15 protein-coding genes are annotated in these 20954 nt (G+C 68.5%); 7 read left to right on the top strand and 8 right to left on the bottom strand.

The genetic code is table 11. The features are described from left to right. The coding region (locus Q0V34_RS18610; protein ID WP_297515148.1) for a cytochrome c family protein at positions 1-602 on the bottom strand (602 nt) is incomplete at its 3' end. 145 nt (positions 603-747) lie between these two features. Here Q0V34_RS18610 and Q0V34_RS18605 point away from each other — a divergent pair. From Q0V34_RS18605 to Q0V34_RS18595, 3 genes are all read left to right on the top strand, one after another. Next, positions 748-1479, top strand: a complete 732-nt coding sequence (locus tag Q0V34_RS18605; protein WP_297515146.1) for a 3-deoxy-manno-octulosonate cytidylyltransferase — start codon at positions 748-750, stop codon at positions 1477-1479. Between the two features lie 7 nt (positions 1480-1486). After that, positions 1487-2338, top strand: a complete 852-nt coding sequence (locus tag Q0V34_RS18600; protein ID WP_297515144.1) for a prephenate dehydratase — start codon at positions 1487-1489, stop codon at positions 2336-2338. A gap of 211 nt (positions 2339-2549) precedes the next feature. Continuing rightward, positions 2550-2969, top strand: coding sequence for an MAPEG family protein (locus Q0V34_RS18595; RefSeq protein WP_297515142.1), 420 nt, complete (start codon positions 2550-2552; stop codon positions 2967-2969). 111 nt (positions 2970-3080) lie between these two features. Here Q0V34_RS18595 and Q0V34_RS18590 read toward each other — a convergent pair whose 3' ends face one another. The 3 genes from Q0V34_RS18590 to Q0V34_RS18580 form a co-directional block, all read right to left on the bottom strand. Further along, positions 3081-4400, bottom strand: a complete 1320-nt coding sequence (locus tag Q0V34_RS18590; protein ID WP_297515140.1) for a carbohydrate porin — start codon at positions 4398-4400, stop codon at positions 3081-3083. 97 nt (positions 4401-4497) lie between these two features. Further along, positions 4498-5355: a carboxylating nicotinate-nucleotide diphosphorylase gene (gene nadC / locus Q0V34_RS18585; protein ID WP_297515137.1), complete on the bottom strand. Its 858-nt coding sequence runs from the start codon at positions 5353-5355 to the stop codon at positions 4498-4500. Beyond that, a complete protein-coding gene (locus tag Q0V34_RS18580; RefSeq protein WP_297515134.1) occupies positions 5337-5972 on the bottom strand; it encodes a TetR/AcrR family transcriptional regulator in 636 nt (211 codons plus the stop codon). The genes nadC and Q0V34_RS18580 overlap by 19 nt, the downstream gene beginning before the upstream one ends. Positions 5973-6034: 62 nt before the next feature. Here Q0V34_RS18580 and Q0V34_RS18575 point away from each other — a divergent pair, with 62 nt between their 5' ends. After that, on the top strand, positions 6035-6631 hold the full coding sequence (locus Q0V34_RS18575; protein WP_297515132.1) for a hypothetical protein: 597 nt from the start codon (positions 6035-6037) through the stop codon (positions 6629-6631). Here the strand turns inward: Q0V34_RS18575 and Q0V34_RS18570 are convergent. Both Q0V34_RS18570 and nadA read right to left on the bottom strand, forming a co-directional pair. Further along, positions 6619-8127: an L-aspartate oxidase gene (locus Q0V34_RS18570; protein WP_297515150.1), complete on the bottom strand. Its 1509-nt coding sequence runs from the start codon at positions 8125-8127 to the stop codon at positions 6619-6621. The two genes, Q0V34_RS18575 and Q0V34_RS18570, sit on opposite strands and share 13 nt — an antisense overlap. A gap of 159 nt (positions 8128-8286) precedes the next feature. Continuing rightward, positions 8287-9390: a quinolinate synthase NadA gene (gene nadA / locus Q0V34_RS18565; protein ID WP_297515130.1), complete on the bottom strand. Its 1104-nt coding sequence runs from the start codon at positions 9388-9390 to the stop codon at positions 8287-8289. A gap of 724 nt (positions 9391-10114) precedes the next feature. Here nadA and Q0V34_RS18560 point away from each other — a divergent pair. Further along, a complete protein-coding gene (locus Q0V34_RS18560; protein WP_297515128.1) occupies positions 10115-13060 on the top strand; it encodes a TonB-dependent siderophore receptor in 2946 nt (981 codons plus the stop codon). A 378-nt stretch (positions 13061-13438) separates the two neighbouring features. On the opposite strand, the gene Q0V34_RS18555 is transcribed toward Q0V34_RS18560, so the two are convergent. Then, positions 13439-16405, bottom strand: coding sequence for a TonB-dependent receptor (locus Q0V34_RS18555; protein WP_297515123.1), 2967 nt, complete (start codon positions 16403-16405; stop codon positions 13439-13441). A gap of 378 nt (positions 16406-16783) precedes the next feature. Continuing rightward, complete coding sequence (locus Q0V34_RS18550; protein WP_297515120.1) at positions 16784-19168, bottom strand: PAS domain-containing protein; 2385 nt, start codon at positions 19166-19168, stop codon at positions 16784-16786. A gap of 73 nt (positions 19169-19241) precedes the next feature. Here Q0V34_RS18550 and Q0V34_RS18545 point away from each other — a divergent pair, with 73 nt between their 5' ends. After that, on the top strand, positions 19242-19721 hold the full coding sequence (locus Q0V34_RS18545) for a Dps family protein (RefSeq protein ID WP_297515117.1): 480 nt from the start codon (positions 19242-19244) through the stop codon (positions 19719-19721). Between the two features lie 14 nt (positions 19722-19735). Beyond that, positions 19736-20954: cell wall hydrolase (locus Q0V34_RS18540; protein WP_297515113.1), on the top strand; the 1219-nt coding region annotated here is incomplete at its 3' end.

Genomic DNA, 20954 nt, shown 5'->3' with positions numbered 1-20954 from the left:
CCCGGGGCGGCCGGAGCCGCGCCAGCAGCGGCCGGAGCCGCGGCGGCGGCGGCCGGACGCGGCGGCGGGACCGGCAGCTTCGAGCCCAGGCTGTGCAGATAGGCGATGACCGCGATGCGGTCTTCCGGCTTCTTCAGGCCGACGAAGGTCATGTTGGTGCCCGAGACATACTTGCCCGGGGCCTTCAGGAATTCATACAGATGGTCGTAGTCCCAGACCGGGGTCTTGGCGCCGAACTCGGTCATCGCGGCCGAATAGGCGAAGCCCGGGTGGGCGGCCGGCTTGCGGCCCACGACGTCCCACAGGCCCGGGCCGGTGGCGTTGGCGTTCGAGGCGTCCAGCTTGTGGCAGGCCGCGCACTTGGCCGAGACGGCCTGACCGGCCGCGACATTGGCCGGGGTCAGGACGGCGTTCCAGTCGGGCGGGGTGTCGGCCGCCTCGGCGCCGCCGCCGGCGCTCTCTTCCTGGACCGCGATCTGGTAACCGGCCTTCTCGACGTCGCCCTTCTTGAAGACGATGTCCGACGCTTCCCGCAGACCGAAAATGATGAGGCCGGTCAGCAGCACGCCGCCAGCGATCTTGTTGAACGTCAGGTCGCTCATCTCAGCCTTGTCAGCCTCTTGCCAGCCCGTCGCAAGGCGGGCCTGAATCCCGACGCGCGGAATCCCCCGCGCGCCTCATGTTGCGCTCGCGTCTCTTACACGCTACCGCCCCTCGCGCAACCGGGCAGACAGCAGTTTTGAGGCCATGAACCCTATCGTCCTGATCCCAGCGCGGATGGCGGCCACCCGCCTGCCGAACAAGCCGCTGGCCGACATCGGGGGGCTGCCGATGGTCGTCCGGGTGCTGAACCAGGCCTTGGCGGCGGGCGTCGGCCCGGTGGCCGTGGCGGCCGGCGATCGCGAAATCGCCCTGGCGGTTCAAGCCGCTGGCGGAACCGCGGTGCTGACCGACCCCGATCTGCCGTCCGGCTCGGACCGGATCTTGGCGGCGCTGGCCGAGCTCGATCCGGGGTTCGAGCACGACGTGGTGATCAACCTCCAGGGCGACATGCCGTTCGTGGATCCGGCCATTCTGGCCGACTGCGCTCGGTTACTTAAGGAGTTCGGCGACGCCGATATCGCCACCGTCGTGGCCCCGGAAGCCTCGCCCGCCGACCGCGCGAATCCGGACGTGGTCAAGGCGGTCCTGGCCATGGAGGACGACGGCCAAAGCGGCCGCGCGCTCTATTTCACGCGCTCCACCCTCTATGGCGACGGACCGGTCTGGCGCCACATCGGCATCTATGGCTATCGCCGCGAGGCGCTGGAGGCGTTCAACGCCGCCGCCCCCTCGCCGCTGGAGAAGCGCGAGAAGCTGGAGCAGCTGCGCGCCCTCGAACTGGGCCTGACCATTCGCGCGGCCGTGGCGGCCCACGCCCCGATCTCCGTCGACAATCCTTCCGACCTCGAAGCCGCGCGACAAGCGGCGGGAAAGTAAGAGCCTCATGAGCATCCTCAAGAAGATCGCCTTCCAGGGCGAGCCCGGCGCCAACAGCCACGAGGCGTGCCGGACCTATTTCCCGGATCACGAGGCTTATCCCTGCAAGACCTTCGAGGAGGCGTTCGAGGCCATCAAGTCCGGCGTCTGCGCGCTGGGCATGATCCCGATCGAGAACTCGATCGCCGGCCGGGTGGCCGACGTGCACCACCTGCTGCCGGCCTCGGGCCTGAAGATCATCGGCGAGCGGTTCAAGCCGATCCGCTTCCAGCTGATGGCCAACAAGGGCGTCAAGCTGGAGGACGTGAAGGTCGTCAGCTCGATGCCGATCGCGCTCAGCCAGTGCCGCAACAGCCTGAAGAAGCTGGGCGTCGAGACCGAGGCGGCGGGCGACACCGCCGGCGCCGCCAAGGCCCTGGCCCTGAAGCCCAATCCGACCCACGCCGCCGTCGCGCCGGCCCTGGCCGCCGAGATCTACGGCCTCGACATCCTGCTGCGCGACATCGAGGACGAGCGGCACAACACCACCCGCTTCCTGGTGATGACGGCCGACAAGAGCCCCCAGCCGCCGCCGTTCACCCACCGCTGCGTGACCAGCTTCGTGTTCCGCGTCCGCAACCTGCCGGCGGCGCTCTACAAGGCGCTGGGCGGCTTCGCGACCAACGGCGTCAACATGACCAAGCTGGAAAGCTACATGGAGGGCGGCAACTTCACGGCCACCTTCTTCTACGCCGAGGTCGACGGCCGGCCCGAGGATCGCAGCCTGGCCCTGGCCCTGGACGAACTGAAGTTCTTCTCCGAGCGCTTCGAGATCCTGGGGGTCTATCCGGCCGATCCGTTCCGCGATCGGGGGGCGTGATCGGGCGGGGGCGCCCTGCGTCCTTCGAGGCCCGCTGCGCGGGCGCCTCAGGATGAGGACGGTATGTGCTGATCGCCTCATCCCGAGGTGCGCGGCGAAGGCGCGCCTCGAAGAACGCAGGGGGCAACCCCTCCCCAACGTCACCGTTCCCCCAAACGCCGTTCTCTGATCTTCTCCCCGCCTAAACAAAAACCCTGGGGAGGGCCGAAGGATGCCGAGTACGATGGTCGCGCCGGTGATGGCGCTGGTGGCGTGGTCGCTGGTGATCTGGGTCTGGATGTACGTCCAGCGGATCCCGGCGATGCAGAAGGCGGGGATCAAGCCGCAGGACGCCCGCTTTCCCGGGTCGCTGGACGTGCTGCCCGACACGGCCCGGCAGGCGGCCGACAACTACAACCACCTGATGGAGCAGCCGACCATCTTCTACGCGGCGGCGCTGGCCATCCAGGTCGCCGGCCACGCCGACGCGGCCCTGGTCAAGCTGGCCTGGGCCTATGTGGCGGTGCGGGTGCTGCACAGCCTGCTGCAGGTCACGGTGAACCTGGTGCCGGTCCGGTTCCTGCTGTTCACGATCTCGACCGGCGTGCTGGCGGCGATGGTGCTGATCGAGCTGGCCCGCCTGTTCGGCTGAGCCTGTAGAGCGTGATAGCCGAAAGTGTGAGCGGTTTCGGCGGCTAGCACGCTCTAAATGTTTGAAATCGAGCTGTCTGTTTCGAATGAGTCTATTCGAAACAGACAGGCTCTAGAACTGGGCGTGAAGGCGGGCGGCGCCGATCGAGACCGGGCCCCGGTCGCGGTTGTAGGCCGGGTGCTCGACGAACTGGTAGTCCAGGCTGACGTGCAGCCACCGCGTCAGCGCCCAGTCGTAATAGGCCTCGGCGATCCATTCGGCGCCGGGGTTCGGCAGGCGCCCGTCGCCGACCAGGATGCCGGTTCCTCCCGCCGCCAGGAAGCGCTGGTGGGTGGCGGAGATGTCATTGACGACGCCGGCCAGGCCAATCGTGTCGTCGGGCCGCCGCCAGGCGCCGCCGGCGACCGAAAGCCCCGCCGCCAGCGAGCGGTCGATATCGGCGAACTCATAGGGCTCGACCGATCCGCCGGCGACCCCGCCCTTGGCGAAGACGCCGACATCGGGGGCGATCCGTTGCTCCAGATTGAAGCTGATCCCCGACCGGCCCTGATAGTGGCGGACGGCGGCGATATCGGCCGGCGCGCCCGACGCCAGCGCCGCGCGGGTCGCGTCGTCGAAGCGGCCCATGCGCCCGCGCGTCACGAAGGTCGTGATCTTCAGCTTGCCCGGCAGGCCATGCAGGCTGTGCCGCTCCTCGATCTCGCCGATCAGCTGGAACTGGCTGAAGCTCGGGTCGAGCCGGGCGCTGTTGGGCTCTGACGACAGGTCGAAGGCTCCGGCCCGCAACGTCCAGCGGCCCTGGTACAGCTCGGCGCTGGCGCCGTAGGTATAGCCCCAGGCGTTGGCGGCGTAGTCGAACGGGCCGGCGTCGACCACCGACCAGTTCAGGAAGTCGCGCCGGGGGTCGTGGGCGTAGGCGTTGGTGTCGAACACGTCGACGACGCTGAACTTGCCGACCGTCAGCACCACGCGATCGCTGGCCTGGGCGCCGGCCAGCTGGTTCAGGTCGGCGCCGACGCCTTCCGTCTCGCCGCCCAGATCGATCGTCTGGCGCAGGAAGGCGCGCGGCAGCTTCACATAGGGGCGGCTCTTGCCGACCTTGTAGGCCTCGCCGCTGGGAAAGCCCGCGACGCCCAAGGTGTTGCTGAGGCCAAAGCCCTGGTCGATCTCGGGATTGACCCAAAGCTCGGCGCCCTTCCACGGCCGCGCCCCGGCATAGAGCGTCAGGTCGAAGGTCTCGCGGCCCATGGCCTTGGGCGACAGGCTGTTGGGGCCCTCATAGGGCGAGGTGAAGCGGGGATGGCCCTGCACGACCAGCGTCGCCTGTCCGTGCAGGGCGAGGGCCTGCTCCGGCGGCGCGGTGTCGGCGTGGACGAGCGTCGGCGCCGCCAGCAGGGCGGCGGCCAGAATTCCGATCTTGGCGTGCGGCATGCGCGGCGACTCCCATCCCAGGCGCTCGGCGTTCGCCGCGAGCGCCTAGAGCTAAACCATGACGCCATTGTGTCGCTTGATGGCGTTCGCGTACGCGCTAGATCGCGTCGAGCCCGATGTCCAGCACCGGCGCCGAATGGGTCAGGGCGCCGACGCTGATCACGTCGACGCCGGTCTCGGCGATGGCGCGCACGGTGGTCAGGTTGACGCCGCCCGAGGCTTCCAGCACCGCGCGGCCCTTGGCCAGCGAAACCGCCGCGCGCAGGTCGTCGAGGCTGAAATTGTCCAGCATCACCACGTCGGGTCCGTGGACCAGCGCCGCCTCCAGCTGGTCGAGACCATCGACCTCGACCTCGACCTTGACCAGGTGGCCGGCGTGGGTCCGGGCGCGGCGGACGGCTTCGCCGACCCCGCCGCAGGCCGCGACGTGGTTGTCCTTGATCAGGATGGCGTCGTCGAGGCCGAAGCGGTGGTTGACCCCGCCGCCGCAGCGGACGGCGTACTTCTCCAGCGCCCGCAGGCCGGGCGTGGTCTTGCGGGTGTCGACGATGGTCGCGCCGGTCCCCTCGACCAGGCGGACATAGGCGCGCGTCAGGGTGGCGATCCCCGACAGACGGCCCAGCAGGTTCAGGCCGGTGCGCTCGGCGGCTAGGACGGCGCGGGCATTGCCCTCGGCGCGCGCCAGCACGGCGCCCGGCGCGGCGTCGGCGCCGTCGGGCGTGACGACCTCGAACCGCGCCGTCGGGTCGAGGGCCGCGAGCGAGAGCCGCGCGCAGGAAAGACCCGAAACCCTCCCATCCCGCCGAGTGACCCAGGCCACCGAGAGCCGGGCGTCGGCGTCGACGCAGGCCTGTCCGGTGATGTCTCCGGCCCGGCCCAGGTCCTCGGCCAGGGCCAGGTCGACGATCGGCCGGACCAGCAGGTCGTCGAGGGGAGTCACGTCAGCGGCAGCCATTGGGGATCCTTCACGGGCGCGCCGGCGCCCGACAACAAAGCTTGGGTGAGGGTGCGGGTGGCGCGGCGCACCTCGCGGCCGGCCGTGCCCGGATCGGCCGAGGCGGCGATACGCAGGACGCCCTGGACAAAGGCGCCGAACAGCAGGTGGGCCAGCGCCGGGACGACGTCCGGCTCGATCAGCTTCTCGTCGGCGAGGTGGCCCAGCGCGTGGGCGATCAGGCCGACCCCTACCGGCTCCTGCATGGCCGTCCAGCCGTCGACGCCCAGCACGGTCAGGCCGTCGACCAGCAACAGGCGCCGCGCGTCGGGCGCGTCATAGGCGTCGTAGAGCCGATCCGCGCCGATGACGATCTCGTCCAGGTGATGGGCCGACTGGCCCATGCTGGCGGTCTCGACCCGGTCGCGGACATCCGCCAGCACCGCCTCGCAGGCGGCGCGGAACAGGTCGGTCTTGTCCTTGAACTGGTAGTAGACCGCGCCCTTCGTCAGGCCCGCGGCGGCGGCGACTTCGTCGACCGAGACCCCTTCGAACCCCTTGTCGGCGAACAGCCGGCGCGCCTCGGCCACGAGCCTTTGTCGGTTGGTCAGGGGAGGAGGGCTTGACGTCATACTCATGGTATGACGATCATACTGTCAGTATGACAAGCGCATCGAGGCGCTCGCGGGGAGGTGACGCCATGAAGACGCTCTCGACTTCGACCATCGTCCTGTCGGCGGCGCTGGCCGCCGCGGCCGTCGGCGCCTTGGGTTTCGCGACCGGCGGCGGCTGGACGCACGACGGCGCCCTGATGGCCACGCGACTGACGGCGCGGTTTTCTTTCCCGATCTTCCTGGCCGCCTGGAGCGCCTCGGCCCTGGCGGCGATGTTCCCCGGCGGCTGGCGCGCGGCGCTGCTGCGCCGACGTCGCGCGGTCGGCCTGTCGTTCGCGGCGGCTCACTTCGTGCACCTGGCCTTCATTCTCGACGTCGTGCTGGTGTTCCACCATGCGCCGCCGACGGTCACCGTCTACGGCGGCGGCTTCGTCTATGTCCTGATCGCGGCCATGGCCCTGACCTCGAACGACGCGGCGATCAAGGCCATGGGCCGCTCGGCGTGGAAAGCGCTGCACACGACAGGCGGGATCGCCATCCTGCTGGTCTTCGCCAACAGCTATGCCGCGCGCTTGAAGACCATGCCGTGGCTGGGCGCGCCCGCCCTGGCGCTGATCGCCCTGGCGGCGGCCCTGAAGCTGGCCGCCTGGCTGAAGCGCGGCCGGCGGCTTCAAGCGGCCTGACGGCGCAGACCTCCGGCCGCCTCCAGGGTGATGAAGGTGCGGGCGGGCTCGGCCGTCGCGGGGAAGTCGGCGCGGTAGTGGCCGCCGCGACTTTCGTGGCGGCCCAGGGCCGCCTCGGCGATCAGACGGGCGGCGATCAGCGTGGGGCAGGGGCCATAGGCCGGCTCCAGCGCGCCGAGCTGTTCCAGCAAGCGGGTCAGGCCGGCCGCGTCGCGGATGACGCCGACGTCGCGGCTCATGGCCTTGCGCAGGACCTGCAGGGCCGCGTCGGGCAGGTCGGGATAGGGCGTCAGGTCCACCGGCTCGCCGCCGAAGGCGCCCTCGGCCGCCGCCGCGCGCCCGGCGCGGGCGCCGAACACGGCCGCTTCCAAGAGGCTGTTGGAGGCCAGGCGATTGGCGCCCTGCACGCCGGTCGAGGCGCATTCGCCGGCGGCGTAGAGGCCCGGCAGGCTCGCGCGACCGTCGAGATCGGTGGCCACGCCGCCCATGTGGTAGTGCACGGCGGGCGTCACCGGGATCATCTCGCGACGCGGATCGATCCCGCCCGCGCGGCAGGCCTCGAACACGGCTGGGAATTCCTTGGGGAAGTGCGGCCCGACGGCGGCGACGGCGTCGAGGAAGGCCCCGCGTCCGGCCGCGCGTTCGGCGTGGATGGCGCGGGCGACCACGTCGCGGGGCGCCAGCTCCTTGGCTGGGTGGTAGTCGACCATGAACGCCCGACCATCGGTGTTGCGCAGGATCGCGCCCTCGCCGCGCAGGGCCTCGGTGGCCAGCGGCGCGGGATCGCGGCCGATGTCGATGGCCGTGGGGTGGAACTGCACGAACTCCGGATCGGCGACCGTCGCGCCGGCCAGGGCGGCCAGGCCCAGGCCCTCGCCGCGCACCTCGGCGGGGGTGGTGGTCACGGCATAGAGCCCGCCGACGCCGCCGGTGGCCAGGATCACGGCCTTGGCGCGGATTTCGACGAGGACGCCGTCGATCTCCGCCAGCACCCCGACCACGCGGCCGGCGGCGTCCTGAAGGAGGCGGCGGGCGCGGGCGTTCTCGCGGACCTCGATCGTCGGGGTCGCGCGGACGGCCGCGATCACCGCGGCCATGATCGCCGCGCCGGCGCCGTCGCCGCCGACCCGGGCGACGCGGGCGCGCGAGTGGGCGGCTTCGAGGCTCAGCACGAACCCGTTGTCGGCCTTGCGGTCGAAGGGGGCGCCGATGGCGGCGAGGTCGCGGACGGCCTGGGGTCCTTCGCGGGTCAGCAGGTCGACGGCCTTGGGATCGCACAGGCCCGCCCCGGCGGCGATCGTGTCGGCGGCGTGCAGCGCCGGGGTGTCCTCGCTGGAGAGGGCGGCGGCCATGCCGCCTTGGGCCCAGGCGCTGGAGCAGCCGGTCGCCAGCGGCGTCGGCGACAGCACGAGCGCCTTCCCGGCCGCGAGCGCCGCCGAGAGACCGGCGAGGCCCGCGCCGAGAATGACGGGGCCGTCGAAATCCAAACGCGTGATCATTCTGCGCTCCACTCCCTTCCCCTTGATGGGGAAGGGCCGGGGATGGGGTGAACGCGGCGGTCCAGCCTCATCGAGAAAGTCCGGAGAGGGCGGTGAAGCGGATCAGCCGCGTCACCCCCATCCCCAACCCTTCCCCCATCGAGGGGGAAGGGGGCTCTAAATCAGCTCCACGTCCACGTGATGCCGCGCCTTGACCAGGTCGTACCGCGCGGGAACGACCGGCGGCGGCAGGTCGATCATCCGCTGCACCGCCAGGCGCGCGCGGTCGGCGATCTCGGGATCGACCGTGACCTCGAACTGTTCGAAGACCAGCGCGTCGTGGATGTTCTGGAGCGTGATCCGCTTCATGTGCGGGCACATGTTGCAGGGGCCGATGAACTGCGTCGCCGGGCTCTCGGCCTGGACGTTGCTGGCCATCGAGCACTCGGTGATCAGCACCACCTGGGCCGGCTTGCGCGCCGCCACATAGTCGTTCATCGCCGCCGTCGAGCCCGCGAAATCGGCGGCTTCCAGGATCTCGGCGGGGCACTCGGGGTGAGCCAGGACCTCGGCGCCCGGCCAGGCCGCGCGCATGTCGGCGATGTCGCTGGCGGTGAAGCGCTTGTGCACCTCGCAGTGGCCGGCCCAGGCGATGATCTTGACGTCGGTCTGGCGCGCGACGTTGCGGGCCAGGAACTCGTCGGGGATCAGGATGACCTTGTCGGTCCCCCATTCCTTCGCCGCCCACTCGACTACCTGCACGGCGTTGGCGCTGGTGCAGCATATGTCGGTCTGGGCCTTCACGTCGGCGGTGGTGTTGACATAGGTCACCACCGGCACGCCCGGATAGCGCTGCTTGATCAGGGCGACGTCGGCGCCGGTGATCGACGAGGCGAGGCTGCAACCGGCCTTCAGGTCGGGGATCAGGATCTTCTTGTCGGGGCTCAGCACCTTGCTGGTCTCGGCCATGAAGTGCACGCCCGCCTGGACGATGATCGTCGCGTCGCTCTTGGCCGCCTCGCGGGCCAGGGCCAGGCTGTCGCCGACGAAGTCGCCGACGCCGTGGAAGATGTCTGGCGTCATGTAGTTGTGGGCCAGGATGGCGGCGTTCTTCTCGCGCTTGAGGCGGTTGATCTCGGCGATCAGCGGGGCCTGCACGCGCCACTCCATCGGTGTGACGTGGTGCTTGACCTTGTCCCAGATCCCCGCCGTCGCCGCCTCGACCTCGGCGGTGAACTCGAGCGGGCCGTCCTTGCCCTGGACAGCGAAGCCGTCGGCCATCTGATCCTCCGTTATGCTCAAAGTGAGCATTTCTGGGGCCTCAAAAAACGCCGGACTCTCTGGGACGTTCCTGACGGTCGTCCCGGCGTCTCGGCGCCGAGGTTATGCTGAAAATGAGCATAACCCGTGTGTCACATATAGCGCCTCGCGAGCAGAATGCAATCCCGCCTAATTCCTAGGCAGGGCGCCGTTTCCAGGGGCGAAGTGGCGGCGCGCGCGCCGTGCCGAGATTAAGGCGGGCGCGCGGGGGTCTGGCGATTGTTCAGTCCGAACAGTGTTCGCTGTCACAGTTTTTAACCTTACATAACGGTAAGCTGGAAGAAAAATTCCGCCACGCCGGGCTTCGAGCGAATGGAATGGTCAGCGGACTTATATATTCGACGTACAGTAAATCATGTACAAGTAACCTTTGAATTCCGACACGCCCACATTTCGCCGTTATATGAAATCTCTGGTCAGTGAGAGTACAAAATTAGTCTTCACCAATGTTGCGAAAAGCCATGGTGGCGCTTCCATTAAACTCCCGTAACTGTGTGACTTTAATGAGACAGCCGTTTGGTGACGATTTTACAAGACTGCAATGTTCGTTGACCTCTAGTCGATTAGGTCCGTAGCTCCCCCGCAGCCGGGCTCCAATCGCAGAGCCGGGAATCCGCGCATTGGCATGCGCGACGCAAAGACGCTGGGGAGTACTGTCTTGAATACCCAAACCATCCGGAAGCGCTTGCTCGCTTCGTCCATGATCTGCGGCGTCGCCGTGGCCAGCCTCGGCGCCGGCCAGGCCGCCGCCCAGACCGCCGCTCCGGCCGCCAAGGGCGCCGACCAGACGCAGGTCGAGGAAATCGTCGTCACCGGTTCGCTGTTCCGCCGCACGGACACCGAAACCCCGTCGCCGGTCACCGTCCTGACCTCGGAAAACCTGGCGCGCGCCGGCATCAGCACGGCCTCGGACGCCATCCGCTCGATCTCGGCCGACGGCGCGGGCTCGATCGGCACCGGCTTCCAGAGCGGCTTCTCGGCCGGCGGTTCGGCCGTGTCGCTGCGCGGCCTCGGCGTCTCCTCGACGCTGGTTCTGGTCGACGGCCTGCGCTCGACCAATTTCCCGCTGAACGATGACGGCCACAACGCCTATGTCGACCTGAACTCGATCCCGTTCAGCCTGATCGACCGGATCGAAGTGCTGAAGGACGGCGCCTCGTCGTCGTACGGCGCCGACGCCATCGGCGGCGTGGTGAACCTGAAGCTGAAGAAGCAATTCGTCGGCGTGAAGGGCAGCATGGAAGCCGGCGAGAGCGATCGCGGCGACGCCGCGCACAAGCGCGCCGACATCACCCTGGGCTATGGCGACTACGCCGAGACCGGCTGGAACGTTTACGTCAACGCCGAGTACCAGAAGGACGGCCGGGTCTCGAACCACAGCCGTGGCTTCCCCTACAACACCCAGGACCTGAGCTCGATCGGCGGCATCGACAACAACACCGCCGACCAGTCGGTGACCACCGCGACCCCGAACGCCATGGTGACGCGGGTCAGCCAGTCGGACCTGAACAATCCGCTGTCGGGCAAGGCCGGTTCGCCGCTGACCACGTCGTATCAGTCGCTGAACCTGAACTGCGCCAACGGCACCTACACCCAGGTCTCGGCCACGGCCAACGGCACCGGCTGTAAGTGGGACCTGGTCGACACCTATCGTCAGATCCAGCCGCTGCAAAAGCGCTACGCCTTCAACGGCCGCCTGAGCGTCCGCTTCAACGACCACATCGAAGGCTACGCCACCGGCAGCTATTCGAAGAACTACGTCAGCATCAAGGGCGCCCCGACGGCCATCCGTCAGACGCAACCCTTCGGCGGCGCGCCGTCGCTGGCCTCGTCGAACCCGGGCATCGTCCTGCCGGTCTACGTCTGCTCGGCCGGCGTCAACTGCGCCACCGATCCGACCCGCCGCCTGAACCCGAACAACCCGTTCGCGGCCGCCTACGCCAACGACCCGGCCAACGGCGCGGCGCGCATCTACTACCTGTTCGGCGACATCCCGCTGGGCAGCGAGCGCGACAACGAAGTGATCCGCGGCACCGTGGGCTTCAACGGCTCGTTCGGCGACGACTGGAACTGGCGCGTGGAAGCCGTCGGCGCCCGCGATAACCTGAAGCTGACGCAACACGGCCTGCTGAACATCTCCAGCCTGCTGAACGCGATCAACACGGGCTCGTACAACTTCGTCGACCCGTCGCAGAACACCGCCGCGGTGCGCAACGCCGTCTCGCCGGACAAGATCACGCCGTCGCACTCGTCGCTGATGTCGATCGACGCCTCGATCACCCACAAGCTGTGGACCCTGCCGGGCGGCGACATGCAGCTGGCCATCGGCGCCCAGGCGCGCAAGGAAGTTCTGGAAAACAACAACCAGAACGCCCGCCTCGACACCTACGGCCTGACGACGGCCTCGGCCTTCGGCAAGCACACGGTCAAGGCCGCCTTCTTCGAAGTCGCCGCGCCGGTGCTCGACAACCTCGAGCTGAACGTGTCGGGTCGTTACGACGACTACTCGGAAGGCTTCAACCACTTCTCGCCGAAGTTCGGCGCGAAGTTCACCCCGATCAAGCAACTGGCCTTCCGCGGCACCTATTCGAAGGGCTTCCGCGCGCCGACCTTCGCTGAATCGGGTCCGCGTTCGCAGTACGCCGGCTTCGTGACCACGACCCCTCCGGGTCCGTTCCAGGCCGCGCACGGCGGTTCGACCAACCCGTACTCTCAGGCCTACAGCCTGGGCCGCGGCGTGGCCGGCAACCCGGACCTGAAGCCGGAAACCTCGCGCAGCTTCACGCTGGGCGCGATCGTCGAGCCGACCCGCTGGCTGTCGTTCACGGCTGACTATTACAACGTCAAGAAGTCGGGCCTGATCACCTCGGGTCCCGACATCTCCAAGGCCGTGGCCGCCTACTACGCCGCCGGCAGCCAGACCGCCGGCTGCGCCGCGGTCGCCGCGGTCGGCGCCGGTTACTCGTGTAACGTCGTCGACGCCGTCGACCCGCTGTTCCCGGCCGCGCAACCGCGCGTCCTGATCATCAACGTGCCGTACGTCAACGCGAACTACTCGCAGACCACCGGCATCGACCTGACCGCGACCGCCAAGGTTCCGGTCACCGACTCGATCAAGTGGACCAGCCGCGTCGAAGTCACCCACGTCTTCACGTACGACCTGCACACCGCCAGCGGCGACGTGCAGCACTACGCCGGGACGCTGGGTCCGTACGACCTGTCGTCGGGCAACGGCACGCCGAACTGGAAGGGCAACTGGCAGAACACGGTGTCGTTCAACGACAAGTACACCCTGTCGGCCACCGCCTACTATGTCGGCAAGATCCGCTCGGCCGCCGCCGACACCAACGGCAGCGACCAGTGCCCGGGCGGCAACCCGTACGGCGGTTCGGCCAACCCGGACGTGGCCAATAAGTTCTGCTACATCAAGAAGTTCATCAACGTGGACATGAACGCGACGGCGCAGGTCAAGGACGGCGTGCAACTGTACGCCAACGTTGGCAACGTCTTCGACGTGAAGGCCCCGATCGCGCCGGGCGCCTACGCCTCGGCCCCGAACTTCCTGACCACCTGGCACTATGCCGGCCTGATCGGCCGGACGTTCAAGGTGGGCGTGCGCTTCGACTACTAAGGCCGAGCGACCTTCGGGTTGATCGGAAGGGCCGGCTCCGAAAGGGGTCGGCCCTTTTGCTTGGGGGGACGGCGCTCGCCTGGAGACGACCACGGGGGTGATTTTGGACGCCTCAAGTGCGCCGCAGCCACTATCTCGAACCGGTAGAACCAAGACCCCTCCCCCTTCGATGGGGGAGGGGCAGGGGTGGGGGTGATGCGGCGTTTGAAGCCCCGCGTGGTCCAACCTCGCGAGATCACCCCCATCCCCGACCCTTCCCCCATCAAGGGGGAAGGGAGCCGACCGCTACGACTTGGGCCGGGTGACAAGGCGCCCAAGCAAAAAGGCGGCGAAGTCGCCTTCGCCGCCTCTCCGGGTCTCGGGTCTGGAGGCGAAGGCCTACCAGCGCTTGCTCACATTGACGAAGGCGCGGCGGCCGATCAGGTCGAACTGGTTCAGCGCCGCGGTGCCGACGCGGAACTGGCCGGTCGACTGAGCCGGGGGCTCCTCGCCGAACAGGTTCTGGACGCCCGCCGTCACCGACCAGTCGTCGGCCTTATAGCGCAGCGACAGCGTGTGGTACGTCGTGAACTCGGTGTACTGCTTGTAGTACACCGGGCGGCCGTACTTGGTGCTGGGGAAGACGTCGGCTTCCTGCAGCTCGGTGTCCGAGGCCTTGCCGATCATGTTGACCAGCCAGTTCAGCGTCCAGCGATCGCGCGTATAGCCGGCCTCGACCTGACCGGTGAAGTCCGGTTCGGTGGTGCTGCCGTTGTAGTCTTCGGGATCGCTGTTGCCCAGCAGCGTGGTCTCGTCCTTGAACTGCCAGGTGAACTGGGTGTTCAGGCTGAACCGGCCGCCGCCGATGTCGTGGCTGAAGTCCGTGGTGACATCCAGGCCCTTGTTCCGCTCGGCGGCCACGTTCACGTAGCTGTTGTTGATGAACGTGATGAAGTGCGTGACCGGATCGCGCTGGAACAGGGTGCAGTACGGGCTGCTGGGGAAGCTGGCGTCCTTGAAGCATTGCTCCAGGATGTTGGCCGAGCCGAACTGACGGATCTCGTTCCTGACGTTGTAGTCGAAATAGTCGGCCGAGATCTTGAAGTCGATGAACTTCGGCGACCAGACGAAGCCGACCATCCGGGTTTTGGAGGTCTCCGCCGTCAGGATGTCGCGACCGCCGTTGGCGTAGATGATCGCCGAGGAACCGCCGGTGGCCAGATAGTCGGGCGCGATGCCCAGCGACTGGCAGTTCTTGATGATCGTCGCGTTGCTCTGCAGCGTGCCGTAGTTGTAGCAGGGGTCGACCGCGCTCTGGCCCAGATAGCTGGTCTGGTTGCCCAGGTACTGCTCGTACAGCGACGGCGCGCGGAACGAGGTGCCCTGGCTGGCGCGGATGCGGAAGCTGGGGAACAGCGCCCAGTCGGCCGCGATCTTGTAGGTCTTGCTCGTGCCGTACGACTTGTAGTCCGAGATCCGGCCCGACAGGTCGAGGTTCAGCGAATTGACCAGGAAGACGTCCTTGATGATCGGCACGCTCAGCTCGCCGTAGGCTTCCTTGACGCTGTCGCTGCCGCGCGTGACGGTCGAGGTCGAGAACAGGGCGACGTTACGCTGCAGCGCCTGCGGACCCGGCTGGTCGTCGATCGACTCCTTGCGCAGCTGGAAGCCGACGGCCGCGCCCACCTTGCCGGCCGGCAGGGAGAACAGATCGCCCGAGGCCGAGCCTTCGACGTACTTGTGGGTGTAGGTGGTGTGGCTGTCTTCCTGGAAGAACAGGAAGTCACGCTCGGCCTGGGTGAACTGGCCCGAGAGGATCCGGGGGCTCATCCACGGGATGCCGCCCGGCAGCGCCGCGCAGTTGAAGTTCGAGACGTTGCCGCCGACCGGCGTGTTCGTACAGGCCACGTTCGGGCTGTTCAGCGCCAGGAAGCGGTCGAGATAGAGGCGCGGACCCAGGTTATAGGTCCCGTCCGACTTCGAATACTGGCCGTAGATGTCCCAATCCCAGCCGCCGAGCACGTCGACCGAGCCCTTCAGGCCGGCGACGGCCCGATAGTAGTCGACCTTCTGCTCCGAGTGAGACGCATAGGCGGTGACCGTCTGGGCGTTCGAGCCGAGGATGTTGTTCGGATTGCTGGCCGGCAGCGTGTTCGGGGCGCCGTTGATGATGTTGCGCTGGGCGAAGCTCTGGAAGATCTGCGCCGCGCTGGTCTGCGACGACTCCCGGCGGTTGAACATCAGCTCGGTATAGGCCTGGACCTTCGGCGTGATGTCGAAGCCGCCCGACAGCGTGGCCGTGTAGCGCGAGACCGGGCTGATCGCCGTGGCGTTGTCGTAGAGCGGCGTCGTGGTCGGCGCGTAGGGATAGGTGTTCGGATAGCCGGCGCGGCTGAAGCGGGCGAAGCCGGCGGGGGTCGGGTTGGCCGTCGGGTTGGCGGCCGGGCCGTTCGAATTGCCCTGGGCGGCCGTCGGATAGGTCATGCCCGGCATGATCGGCACGAGGCTGCCGTAGGTGCTGCTCGAGATGTAGCCGTTGGTCAGGTTCAGGCACTTGAAGCCGCCGCCCGGGGCCGTGTAGTCGACGCGCGCGCCGTTGGCCGGATCGAACAGATAGTCCTGGGCGCAGGCGGTGTACGAGCGCTGACGGTTCCGCAGGGGCTCCTGGCGGTAGTAGTCCACGGCGCCGTTGATATAGCCGCGGTCGAAGTTCTTCCCGGCGGCGGCGTTCAGGCGATAGACCTCGCCGCCCTTGTGGAAGGGAGCCGTCCCGTAGGCGTTCAGCTCCAGGCCGTCGAAGTTCTTCTTGGTGATGATGTTGACGACGCCGGCGACGGCGTCCGAGCCGTACACCGACGAGGCGCCGCTCTTCAGCACTTCGACGTGGTCGACGATCGACGAGGGGATCACGTTCAGGTCGAACGGACCGACCGTGCCGCCGGTGCCGGCCGGGCCGGCGCGACGGCCGTTCAGCAGCACCAGGGTGCGGTTGGCGCCCAGGCCGCGCAGCGAAACGCTGTTGCCGCCGGGACCGCCGGTGGTGACGTAGCCGCTCAGCTGGTTGTTGATCTGGTACGAGCCGCTGGCGGTCGTGGCCGTCTGCAGGATCTCGGACGTGTCGACCGTGCCGCGCAGCTGCGCCTGCTCGGCGCTGATCACCTGGATCGGATCGGGGCTGTTGAAGTCGGTCCGGCGGATGCGCGAACCGGTGACGACGACGGCCTCGACCTGGCTGTTGTCGCCAGCCTGCGCGCCGCTGGTCGTCGGCAAGGTCTGGATTGGTTGTGGGGTCGATTGAGCCAGCGACGGACCGGCCAGGGCGACGACGCCCGCGATCATCGTCGAGCCCAAAAGGAGCTTACGCATGATTTTCAATTCCCTCGCCCTCCCCCAAGGAGAGCCAAAAGCGCACGAAATCGCCCCGGAAAGGGGCGATGCGACCACTGGTATCGAGTCCAGGCGCGCGGGCAAGAATGACGTCTTCAAGATTTCGATTTGAATCTCATGTGTAATAAAATCATCACACGCCAAGCTTCGAAAGTATCATTTGATGTTATGGTCAAGCTTGAGGGAATTATGAGCCCGTTCGGGTGAAACTAAGCTTTGCTGTAAGGACAGATTTCGGCGTTATATTTTAATATGATGAGGCAATGTTATATTCTTGCGATATGGTTACAATGTGAAAGCATCCGCGCGCGGCGGCGGCCGCGACGAGCTTCAGAGCAGGCGAAGGGCTAGGCGGCCCTAGCGCGACCGGGCTTGGGCCAGGGTCTGGGCCAGGGTTTCCAGCGAGAACGGCTTGGAGATGAACGGCCAGCCGCCCGTCCGGGCGCGCCCCTGATCGCCGCCGGTGTACCCCGAGCACAGCACCACCGGCAGGCCGGGACGTGAGGCCGCGAGGGCTTCGGCCAGGTCGACGCCGCTCTTGCCGCCCGGCATGATCACGTCGCTGAGGACCAGCTGGATGGCGGCGTCCTCGTCCAGGCGCGAGAGCGCCTCGTCGACCCCGGCGGCGCGGACCACGGCGTGGCCAAGGTCGCGCAGCATGGCCTCGATCAGTTCGGCGACCTGCGGATCGTCCTCGACCAGCAGCACGCGCGCGGGGGGCTGGGCCTCGACGGGGGCGGCGGGGGCGGTGGTCTCGGGGGCCGGCTCGGCCTCCGCCACGGGCAGCAGCAGAGCGACGGTCGCGCCGCGTCCTGGCGCGCTCTCGATCTCGACCGAACCGCCGGACTGCCGCGCGAAGCCATAGACCTGGGACAAGCCCAGACCCGTGCCCTCGCCGGGCGCCTTGGTGGTGAAGAACGGCTCCACGGCGCGGGCGATCGTGGCCGCGTCCATCCCCATGCCGGTGTCGCGCACGGCCACGCGGAGGTACTCGCCGGGCTCCAGCTCGCCCCGCCGGCGCGAGATCGTGACGGGACCCGACTCGATGAAGACCTCGCCGCCGGGCGGGGTGGCGTCGCGGGCGTTGACCACCAGGTTCAGCAAGGCCGCCTCGAACTGGCCGGCGTCGATGCGCGCCGAGCGCACGCCCGAACCCAGGCGCAGGCCGAAGGCGTAGGCGTCGCCGAGCGCGCGCCTCAGCAGGCCCTCGGACTCGGCGATGAGGCGATCGATGCGGCAGACCTCGGGCTTCAGCGGCTGGCGGCGGGCGAAGGCCAGCAGGTGCTGGGTCAGCTTCTCGCCGCGCCGAGCGGCCGCCAGGGCCGCGGCGATCATCCGCCCGCGCCGCCGTTCGTCGTCGGGATGCCGCTCGACGACGTCCAGCGCGCCGATGATCACCGTCAGCAGGTTGTTGAAGTCGTGGGCGACGCCGCCGGTCAGTTGGCCGATCGCCTCCAGCTTCTGGGCCTGCAGCAGCGCGGCCTGGGCCAGGTCGCGCTCGGCGATCGCCGCCGAGACCCGCTCTTCCAGCAGTTCGTTGATGTTGGTCAGGTTCGCTTCGGCGATCTTGGCCTCGGTGGTGTCGAAGGCGATGCCGATGAAGCCCTGGAACGCCCCCGCCGCGTCGAAACGGGGCTGAGAGAACGATTTCAGCCATCGCCACTCGCCGTCCGCGCGGCGATAGCGGCCCTCCAGGGTGAAGGGCTTGCGCGAGGCCTCGCCCGCGACCTGGGCCTTCAGGATCATCGGCAGATCGTCGGGATAGAGGCGCGTGCGCCAGTCCAGGGTCAGGGCGCCCTCGTAGTCGAGGCCGGCGAAGGCGACATAGGCCTCGTTGACGAACTCGCGGATGCCGCCCGGCCGCGTGACCCACATCAACGCCGGGGCGCTGTCGGCCAGGGCGCGGAAGCGGGCCTCGCTCTCGCGAACCTGGGCCTCCGCGCGTCGACGGTTGGTGACGTCGAAGTTCAGGCCGATCATCCGGACCGGCTTGCCGGCCTCGTCGCGGATCACCTCGCCGCGACCGTGCACCCAGCGCTCGCCCTGCCCCTCGTCGATCCGCCGGTACTCGACCTCATAGTCCTCCAGCCCGCGCATCGCGCGCCGCAGCCGCTCGTTCACCATCGGGCGGTCGTCGGGATGGACGTAGCGGATCAGTTCGGTCGGGCTCACCTCGATCCCGTCCGGCACGCCCATGTTCTTGCGCGCGCCGGGCGACAGATAGAGCTCGCCGGTGACGAGATCGAAGTCCCAGGGGCCCACGCCCGCCGCGGTCTGGGTGACGCGCAGGCGCGCCTCGGCGTCGGCGCGTTGCTCGCGCGCCCGCGCCAGGCCCACGATCGCGCCCCGCAGGCCCTCGGCCGCCGCCAGCACCATGACCCCGGAGATGACGAAGATCACCAGGGTGGCCAGCTCGTCCTCGGACAGCGGCTGGTTGTCGCGCGCGCCCCACAGCCACCAGCCGAAGGCGGCCCCGGCCCCGATCGGGACCAAACCCCAGCGCCAGCCGGCGTAAAGCGTCACCAGCATGATCGACGGGAAGAAGGGCTGGGTGGCCCCGACGCCCGTGTGCAGGCCAAGCAGCGCGACCCGCATCAGCACGGCCAGACCGACCCCGATCAGGGCCGCGGCGGCGCCTTGCCAAGGCGTCGGCGGAACCGAGGGGATCAGCCAGGCGCTGATGAGGCCGTACAGGCGTCCCGGCTCGCCGGAGACGAAGGATGCGTCGTCCTTGTTCTCCATCGGCCACCCCGCGAACACGTCTTGCCAAGAGCATGGACGAGCTTACCTAGAACACGCAACCGAGGAGATCACGATGGCCGACGCTCTCAACACCGGACTGACCGCCAAACAGCGCGCCGAGATCGCCGCCTCGCTGAACAAGGTTCTCGCCGACAGCTACGCGCTCTACTTGAAGACGCACGGCTATCACTGGAATGTTCGCGGACCGAACTTTCAGTCGCTGCACGTTCTTCTGGAAGGCCAGTACCAGGAGGAGTGGGCGGCGCTGGACGACATCGCCGAACGCATTCGCGCCCTGGGCGAGCTGGCCCCGCAGGGCTACGCCGCGTTCGGCAACCTCTCCAGCATCAAGGACGGCGATCCGGAGGGCGACTGGGAAGCGATGCTGACCGAGCTGAAGGCCGACAACGAAACGGTGATCCGCACGCTGCGCGAGGCCTTTCCGGTCGCCGACGACGCCGGCGACGAGGCCACGGCCGATCTACTGACCCAGCGCCTGCAGGCGCACGAAAAGCACGCCTGGATGCTGCGCTCGACCTTGGGCGGCAAGTAGCCCCGGGCGAGGGCGTGAGGACCCTGATCCTCGATCCCGGCGGCAAGGCCGTCGGCGTCCTGCTGGTCGCCGGCGGCCTCGCCGCGTGCGCGACCCATTACGTGCCGGCCGGCGCGGGCCGCGAGGGCGGGCTGATGCGGATCACCGCCAGCTTCAGCGAGCGCGGCCTGCGACATTATGTCGCCGACATGGACCCGGCCATGCTGGCCCTGGCGCGCCGTCACGATCCGCGTCCGCGCAAGGACTATTGGGGCCGCGTCCGGGGCTGGGAGGTCATCGACCTGAAGAAGGTCCCGCGCCTGGGCGACCGCGATCCCGACTTCGACGAGGCGCGGGTGATCAACGCCCTGCGGCCGACGGTCCAGGACGGTTTCGAGGTCGCCAAGCCGTTCGTGCTGACCGGGAACGCCGACGCGCGGGCTCGGGCGCTGCAATGCCTGACCCAGGCGATCTATTACGAGGCGGGCTTCGAGCCGGGGGAGGGCCAGCAGGCCATCGCCCAGACGGTGATCAACCGGATGCGGCATCCGGGCTACCCGAAGTCGATCTGCGGCGTGATCTTCGAGGGCGCGGCGCGCGCCACCGGCTGCCAGTTCAGCTTCGCCTGCGACGGCGCCCTGGCGCGGGTTCCGGCCCCGGCCCTGTGGGCCAACGCCCAGGCCGTGGCCAAGCGCGCGCTGAACGGCTTCGTCTTCAAGCCGGTGGGCCTGGCCACCCACTACCACGCCGACTATGTGGCGCCGTACTGGGCCCCGACCCTGGTCAAGCTCAAGCAGTTCGGTCAGCACATCTTCTATCGCTGGACCGGACCGTCGGGGACCTTGAAGGCTTTCACCGGACGCTATTCGGGCAACGAGACGGTCAGCGCCGACATCCTGCTGGCCGCCGACCCGCGCACCCTGGAAGCCGCGCCGCCCGAGGTGCTGGCGGCGCAGGGCGCCGTCGACGCCAAGACCATCGAGGGGCCCGAGGCCGCCGCGGCCTTGGCCAAGGCGGTGGGCGCGCCCAACCTCGTCCTCCCCGACGCCAAGCTGGTGGCCGTGCCCGACGCCGCCTCGCCGACGGGCGAGCGCTACACCATGCAGGGCACGGTGGCGGGTCGGCGCATTCCGACCCAGGACGAGATCAACCGCATCAACAAGGCGCTGGAGTCGGTCGCGGCGTCGCCGCCCCCCGCCGTCGAAGCGCCCCCCGCGCCCCCGCCGCCGCCGCCGAAGCCGAAGTCACGGCCGC

Source organism: uncultured Caulobacter sp. (assembly GCF_947036865.1).
In the GTDB taxonomy this organism is placed as follows: domain Bacteria; phylum Pseudomonadota; class Alphaproteobacteria; order Caulobacterales; family Caulobacteraceae; genus Caulobacter.
This window is presented reverse-complemented; position numbering and strand designations above follow the sequence as displayed.

Excerpts from the sequence above, each read along its gene's own strand:
- Q0V34_RS18605 (WP_297515146.1), top strand. The coding sequence starts at position 748 with ATGAACCCTATCGTCCTGATCCCAGCGCGGATGGCGGCCACCCGCCTG.
- Q0V34_RS18600 (WP_297515144.1), top strand. The coding sequence starts at position 1,487 with ATGAGCATCCTCAAGAAGATCGCCTTCCAGGGCGAGCCCGGCGCCAAC.
- Q0V34_RS18595 (WP_297515142.1), top strand. The coding sequence starts at position 2,550 with ATGCCGAGTACGATGGTCGCGCCGGTGATGGCGCTGGTGGCGTGGTCG.
- Q0V34_RS18590 (WP_297515140.1), bottom strand. The coding sequence starts at position 4,400 with ATGCCGCACGCCAAGATCGGAATTCTGGCCGCCGCCCTGCTGGCGGCG.
- nadC (WP_297515137.1), bottom strand. The coding sequence starts at position 5,355 with ATGGCTGCCGCTGACGTGACTCCCCTCGACGACCTGCTGGTCCGGCCG.
- Q0V34_RS18580 (WP_297515134.1), bottom strand. The coding sequence starts at position 5,972 with ATGAGTATGACGTCAAGCCCTCCTCCCCTGACCAACCGACAAAGGCTC.
- Q0V34_RS18575 (WP_297515132.1), top strand. The coding sequence starts at position 6,035 with ATGAAGACGCTCTCGACTTCGACCATCGTCCTGTCGGCGGCGCTGGCC.
- nadA (WP_297515130.1), bottom strand. The coding sequence starts at position 9,390 with ATGGCCGACGGCTTCGCTGTCCAGGGCAAGGACGGCCCGCTCGAGTTC.
- Q0V34_RS18555 (WP_297515123.1), bottom strand. The coding sequence starts at position 16,405 with ATGCGTAAGCTCCTTTTGGGCTCGACGATGATCGCGGGCGTCGTCGCC.
- Q0V34_RS18550 (WP_297515120.1), bottom strand. The coding sequence starts at position 19,168 with ATGGAGAACAAGGACGACGCATCCTTCGTCTCCGGCGAGCCGGGACGC.
- Q0V34_RS18545 (WP_297515117.1), top strand. The coding sequence starts at position 19,242 with ATGGCCGACGCTCTCAACACCGGACTGACCGCCAAACAGCGCGCCGAG.